Raw genomic sequence first — 6,080 nt, 5'->3', positions numbered from 1 at the left:
ATCTGGGTAGGTCAGGATAAAAGTAGTTTTTACGGGCAAAAATACTGGTGCGGCCAATTTGTGCATCAACGCCTAAACCAAAACGAATCGCCATATTCACGGCTTCTTGGTTAAGGACAGGCAATACACCAGGCATACCTAAATCAATTAAGCTGGCTTGGGTGTTGGCTTCTGCACCAAAACTTGTGTCACTGCCCGAAAAAATTTTACTATTGGTTGCTAACTGTACGTGTATTTCTAAACCAATCACAGTTTCCCATGACATAGGATGTTCCTCTTAAGCAAATTGTTCAGGCAATTCTTTATGCCATGTGGTCACTTGTTGATAACGATGGGCAACATTTAATAAACGTGATTCTTGCCAGTAATTACCAATTAATTGCAAACCAACGGGTAATTTTTGGCTAAAGCCTGCAGGAATGCTCATCGCAGGTAAGCCAGCTAAGTTGGTGGCGATGGTGTAAATGTCGGATAAATACATAGCAATCGGGTTGGCATTCTTTTCACCAAAACCAAAAGCAACAGACGGTGAGGTTGGGCCAGCAATCACATCACATTGAGCAAAAGCATTAGCAAAGTCTTGTTGAATTAAACGACGAACTTTTTGGGCTTGTAAATAATAAGCATCATAGTAGCCAGCCGATAACGCATAAGTCCCAATCATAATACGGCGTTTGACTTCACTACCAAAACCTTCACCACGAGAACGTTTGTATAAATCGGTTAAATCGACAGGATTTTCACAACGATAACCAAAACGTACACCATCAAAACGCGATAAGTTGCTAGAGGCTTCGGCAGGTGCAATCACATAATAAGCAGGTACAGATAAACCTGTGTTTGGTAAATCAATATCCACCAAAATTGCCCCAAGTTTTTCTAACTCTTTTAAGGCATCTCTGACCACTTGTTCTACTTGGCCATCTAAACCTTCACCAAAATACTGTTTGGGAAGTCCAATGCGTAAACCTTTTAAGTCGTTATTTAAGTTTGCGGTATAGTCTGGTACAGGGGTGTTAATGCTGGTTGAGTCTTTAGCATCATGGCCAGACATCACATTCATTAATAAAGCGGCATCTTCTGCGGTTTGGGTCATTGGGCCAGCTTGGTCTAAGCTAGAGGCGAAGGCAATCATGCCCCAACGGGAAATACGGCCATAAGTCGGTTTTAGACCTGTTAAGTTACACAATGCCGCAGGTTGACGAATAGAACCGCCTGTATCTGTGCCTGTGGCTGCAGGGGCTAAACGTGCGGCAACGGCTGCGGCAGAGCCACCCGATGAACCACCCGGAACTTTGCTTAAATCCCAAGGATTTTTAACGCCACCGTAATAACTGGTTTCGTTAGAAGAGCCCATTGCAAATTCATCCATATTGGTTTTACCCAACATCACTAAGCCAGCCGCCTCACTTTTGCTAATCACCGTGGCATTATAGGGGCTAATAAAGTTATCGAGCATTTTTGAAGCACAAGTGGTTTTTACGCCTTGGGTACAAAAAATGTCTTTTTGTGCAATCGGAATGCCTGCTAAAGCATGAGCTGTGCCTTGAGTACGAGCGGCATCGGCAGCATCGGCTTGACGTAGGGCTTGGTCGGCACAAACAGTAATAAAGCTATTGAGTGAGCTATCGTATTGGGCAATACGTTGTAAAAAATGTTGCGTTAGCTCACGGCTAGAAAAATCGCCACGGGCTAAGCCGTCACGCAGAGCGGCTAAGGTATAGGTATGTAACATGGTAAACCTTAATTGGGGTTGCCAAAATATGAAGTTCCCTGTCTTGTTAAGACGGTGAGGGAGCTAATTCCTGATAAAACTATGTTGTTTATTCAATGACCTTAGGTACTAAATACAAACCTTCTTGTACCGCAGGTGCAATTTTTTGATAAGCATCACGTTGATTGGTTTCGGTGACAACATCTGGGCGTAAAGGTTGTGTCACATCAACGGCATGTGCCAAAGGCTCAATGCCTTGCGTATTTACTGCTTGTAGGTCGTCAATTAAGCCTAAAATATTATTTAAGCTATCGGTATAGCGCGATTTTTCCTCATCACTTAAGCCTAAACGCGCTAAGTGAGCAATTTTGTTAATATCGTTAAGAGTTACAGCCATGATTTTTTCTATCGTCAATAAATAAAGCTTTAAAGGTCTGCAAATTATCACAGACTATGAAAATACAAAACAAGCTTTTATTTTAACGTAGTTAGCTTGTTCAAAATAGCACATTCCGTTACAGTTTATAGGCTAAAAGGGTATTTGGAATATTTTATGCTAAAGCGTTTGTTAAATCTGTTTTCGGTGGATGTCGCCATTGATTTAGGAACAGCCAATACAGCTATTTTTGTCCCCAAACGTGGTGTTGTGTTACAGCAGCCTACTGTAGTGGCTATTCGTCATGGTGAGCATGGTCGTAGTGTCGCGGCAGTGGGTAATGATGCTAAGGATATGTTGGGGCGTACACCCATTGGTTTAAATGCAATTCGACCACTTAAGGATGGGGTAATTGCTGACCTCGAAATGACCGAAGTGTTATTGCAATATTTTTTACGCCAAGCAAACGTCAAAACTCAAGTTAAAAAGAATATGCGTGTTTTGGTTAGTGTACCTGCCAAAGCCACTTTATTAGAGCATCGTGCTGTGCGTGAAGCCGTAGACGGTGCTGGTGCTAATGACATCCGTTTAATTCATCAAGCGATGGCTGCTGCTATTGGTGCAGGATTACCCATCGACCAAGCCTGTGGTTCGATGGTGGTCAATATTGGCGCAGGAACGACCGAAATTGCCGTGATCTCCTTATTAGGTTCGGTTTATACCGACTCTTTGCGTGTGGGTGGTGATATGATGAATGAACGTATTACTACCTATATTCGTCGTAAATATGGTTGTTTGATTGGCGAAGCGACAGCCGAACATATTAAGCAAGAAATAGGGATGGCTTTAGTTAATCCCGAACAGCAACAAAATACGATGGAAGTGAGAGGGCGTCATTTGTCGGCAGGTGTGCCAACGGCAATAAAAGTCAGTGCCGCAGAAATTGCTGAAGTGTTACAAGAGCCGTTGCGCAATATTATTAACGCCATTAAAAATGCTTTAGAAGATATGCCTGCCGAATTATCGGGTGATATTGCTGAGCGTGGTATTGTGCTAACAGGTGGTGTGGCTAAATTAGCACAAATTGATAAATTATTTAGTCAAGAAGTAGGTTTGCCAATGATTTTGGCAGAAGAACCCGAAAGTTGTGTCATTCGTGGTATGGGGCAGGCTTTAGCCTTTTTAGATAATCCTGCTTACGACAGTTTATTTGTTTATTCCTAAACAGGCGATATGGCTAATCCTTTTGATCGACAAAAACGCCGATTTAATCAATTTCCTACGCATGGTTATCGACTATTAATTATAGGCGTGATTGGTGGTAGTGTATTTTGGTTAAATACCCGTTATCCCACCGTTGTCGAGCCAGTCCATCATTATGGGCAGCAATTGGTTGAGCCTTTTATTCGTTTATTAAGTTATCCGCAACGTGTCATTGATGCGATAGATCAAACCCTACGTACCCCTCAACATTTACGCCAAGAAAATAAATTATTATCACGAGTGATTGTCCAGCAATCGGTTGAGTTACAACAGCTTGCCGAGCTAAAAGCAGAAAATGACCGTCTGCGCGCTTTAGTTAATATGCAGTCGCGCTTAGATGAAAATTTGGTTAATGCGGAGGTTGTGTCTTCCGTTGTGCAGTTAGAGCAACAAGTATTGATGCTCAATAAAGGTTTAAGAGAAGGTTTACAGGTTGGTTATCCCGTTTTAGATGCAAAAGGCATTATGGGACGTGTGATTGAGTCCAGTAGTCGTTTAGCGAAAGTGATGTTGTTAACCGATAGTCGCCATGCAATTCCTGTTCGAGTAAAACGTACTCAGGAACACGCGATTTTAAAAGGTACAGGAGATCATAGTCGTTTGCGTTTAGAATATGCACCAGACTCGATGGATATTAAACAAGGAGACATTTTAGAAAGCTCAGGCATGGGGCAGTATTATCCTGCTGGTTATCCTGTTGCTGTGGTGATAGATGTACAAAAAATTGGTGGCACTCACTTTGCCAATGTTACCGCACAAGCACTTGCGGATATTAATCACAGTAAACAAGTGATTGTATTGTTTAAACAAGCACCAATGATTGATGATGCCCCAAAAATAGAAGCTTTATTGCCGAAAAATACGAGTGATGTGCCATGAGTCGTTGGACAGTACAACGAGTCATGATGGTAAGTTTTCTTATGGGCTTGTTGTTATCGTTGTTCCCCTTGCCGTTGCATATTCGACAATGGTGGCCGGAATGGTTGTTGTTAATGGCTATTTTTTGGGGAATTCATCAGCCACAACTGTTTAGTGTCGGGAGAGCTTTTATATTAGGTTTAGTGGTTGATGCAATCACAGGTAGCACATTAGCGATGCACGCCATTCCCTATGCCATGGTTGTCTATTTAACAAGGCTTTGGGGACAAAACTTTCCATTATGGACGATGATAGAACAATTATTATTCATTAGTTTCTTGTTAGTAGTAGCTACATTAAATCATCTGTTTTTATTGTTGTTTTCGCCACTCATGTTTAGTCCATTAGTGGTGTATATACAAATCTTGATGTCAAGTTTAGTGGCTTGGTTTGTTATTAATCGTAGTTTGGTGCATTGGCACAGACAATTTTAAGAGTCATTATATGCTTTATTTAGCATCCACATCCCCACGACGTAAAGAGTTACTGCAACAAATTGGCTTACAATTTGGCATTCTAAGAATTGATATTGATGAAACACCTCTTGATGATGAATCTCCCCAAAGTTATGTGGCTCGTCTTTCTGCTGCCAAAGCACAAGCAGGTTTAGAGCAATGTGAAAATAACGATGATTTAGTGATTGCAGCGGATACAACCGTGGTATTTGACCAGCAAATTATTGGGAAACCAGAAACGGAGCAGCAAGCTTTACATATTTGGCAACAACTCAGTGGAAAAATTCATCAGGTATTAACGGGATTTACGGTTGCTAATCGACAGAAAACTAGAACAATGGTCGTTGTGACAGAAGTCTATTTCAGAGTATTGAGTCATCAAGAAATGTTAGCATATTGGCAAACGGGTGAGCCAAAAGATAAAGCAGGCGGATATGGTATTCAAGGTAAAGGCTGTTTGTTTGTTGAAAAAATAAACGGCAGTTATAGTAATGTTGTGGGTTTGCCCCTAACGGAAACGGCAATTGTATTACGCGAGTTTGGCTATCAGATCTAATTTTGTATAAAGAGATAAAATAAACGTTAATTGATTCAAACCAGTGAAGTTTTTTTGGTGTTAGACTTCACACTTAGCAAACAATAAATTACCTAATGCAGTAGCAAAATTATATGCTATTATCGACCCAATTTTTTAACTTTAACCATTAATTAGACCGTAGAAGCAAAGCTCCACGTCTAAATTTACAATTACAAACTTTGACTGCTAGAACAAGATAAAAACTAGCTGCTTAAAAGTGCAAGGAGATATAACGATGCGTCGTCCACCATTTACTGTCCGTCCTTTAGCTTTATCTGTGACTTTAGCCATTGCCACACCTGTTGCTGTGGCGGCCGATATTGCTGCTTCTGCTGTGGCCAGCCCTCAGGAAGTTAATAATGTCGTATTAACAGCTTCAGATAATGTAATCTCAGTTGCCACAGAAGTAACAGGTATTATAAAAGAACAGAATGATACAAATAGCACTCAATTGATTAAACAAGGCGCAGGCACTTTATCGTTAACCAACAATAACACCTATAAAGGTGGCACAGATGTCCAAGCAGGGACGTTAAGTGTGGCTCGTGCAGCAAGTTTAGGTGATGGAACAGTTAATTTAGCGGATGGTTCAACCTTAGAAACGCAATCATCAACAACGCTTACACAAGATATTACTTTAGATGGTAATGCCACCATTAAAATGGGTGGCCAAAACGCTGCTCAAAATATTACACAAATTACTTCTGCTATAACAGAAAAAGATCAAAAAAACGGCAATAGTAGTCTCACCAAAAGTGGCGCAGGCACTTTATCGTT

At 41.0% G+C, this 6,080-nt stretch carries 7 protein-coding genes and 1 pseudogene; 5 read left to right on the top strand and 3 right to left on the bottom strand.

Going from position 1 to position 6,080, the window contains the following annotated elements:
* The 3 genes and pseudogenes from gatB to gatC form a co-directional block, all read right to left on the bottom strand.
* A pseudogene (gene gatB, locus Q0212_RS01430) lies at nt 1-265 on the bottom strand (Asp-tRNA(Asn)/Glu-tRNA(Gln) amidotransferase GatCAB subunit B); the annotation flags it as partial.
* 12 nt (nt 266-277) lie between these two features.
* Nucleotides 278-1,735 carry an Asp-tRNA(Asn)/Glu-tRNA(Gln) amidotransferase subunit GatA gene (gene gatA / locus Q0212_RS01425; protein ID WP_297921107.1) on the bottom strand — a complete coding sequence of 486 codons (1,458 nt, stop codon included), beginning with the start codon at nt 1,733-1,735 and terminating at the stop codon, nt 278-280.
* 88 nt (nt 1,736-1,823) lie between these two features.
* Nucleotides 1,824-2,111: an Asp-tRNA(Asn)/Glu-tRNA(Gln) amidotransferase subunit GatC gene (gene gatC / locus Q0212_RS01420; protein ID WP_297921103.1), complete on the bottom strand. Its 288-nt coding sequence runs from the start codon at nt 2,109-2,111 to the stop codon at nt 1,824-1,826.
* Nucleotides 2,112-2,267: 156 nt separating this feature from the next.
* Here gatC and Q0212_RS01415 point away from each other — a divergent pair, with 156 nt between their 5' ends.
* The 5 genes from Q0212_RS01415 to Q0212_RS01395 all read left to right on the top strand — a co-directional run.
* Nucleotides 2,268-3,314: a rod shape-determining protein gene (locus tag Q0212_RS01415; RefSeq protein WP_297921100.1), complete on the top strand. Its 1,047-nt coding sequence runs from the start codon at nt 2,268-2,270 to the stop codon at nt 3,312-3,314.
* 9 nt (nt 3,315-3,323) lie between these two features.
* Complete coding sequence (gene mreC, locus Q0212_RS01410) at nt 3,324-4,232, top strand: rod shape-determining protein MreC (RefSeq protein WP_297921097.1); 909 nt, start codon at nt 3,324-3,326, stop codon at nt 4,230-4,232.
* The gene (gene mreD / locus Q0212_RS01405; protein WP_297921094.1) at nt 4,229-4,705 is read left to right on the top strand and encodes a rod shape-determining protein MreD; all 477 of its coding nucleotides are present in this window, start codon (nt 4,229-4,231) and stop codon (nt 4,703-4,705) included. The genes mreC and mreD overlap by 4 nt, the downstream gene beginning before the upstream one ends.
* Nucleotides 4,706-4,715: 10 nt before the next feature.
* A complete protein-coding gene (locus Q0212_RS01400; protein WP_297921092.1) occupies nt 4,716-5,282 on the top strand; it encodes a nucleoside triphosphate pyrophosphatase in 567 nt (188 codons plus the stop codon).
* 256 nt (nt 5,283-5,538) lie between these two features.
* Nucleotides 5,539-6,080, top strand: a 542-nt coding sequence (locus Q0212_RS01395) for an autotransporter-associated beta strand repeat-containing protein (protein WP_297921089.1), incomplete at its 3' end; no start/stop codon positions are given.

Source organism: uncultured Agitococcus sp. (assembly GCF_937920075.1).
Taxonomy (GTDB): domain Bacteria; phylum Pseudomonadota; class Gammaproteobacteria; order Pseudomonadales; family Moraxellaceae; genus Agitococcus.
The sequence above is the reverse complement of the archived record's forward strand: the minus strand, read 5'-3'. Positions and strand labels throughout refer to the sequence as shown.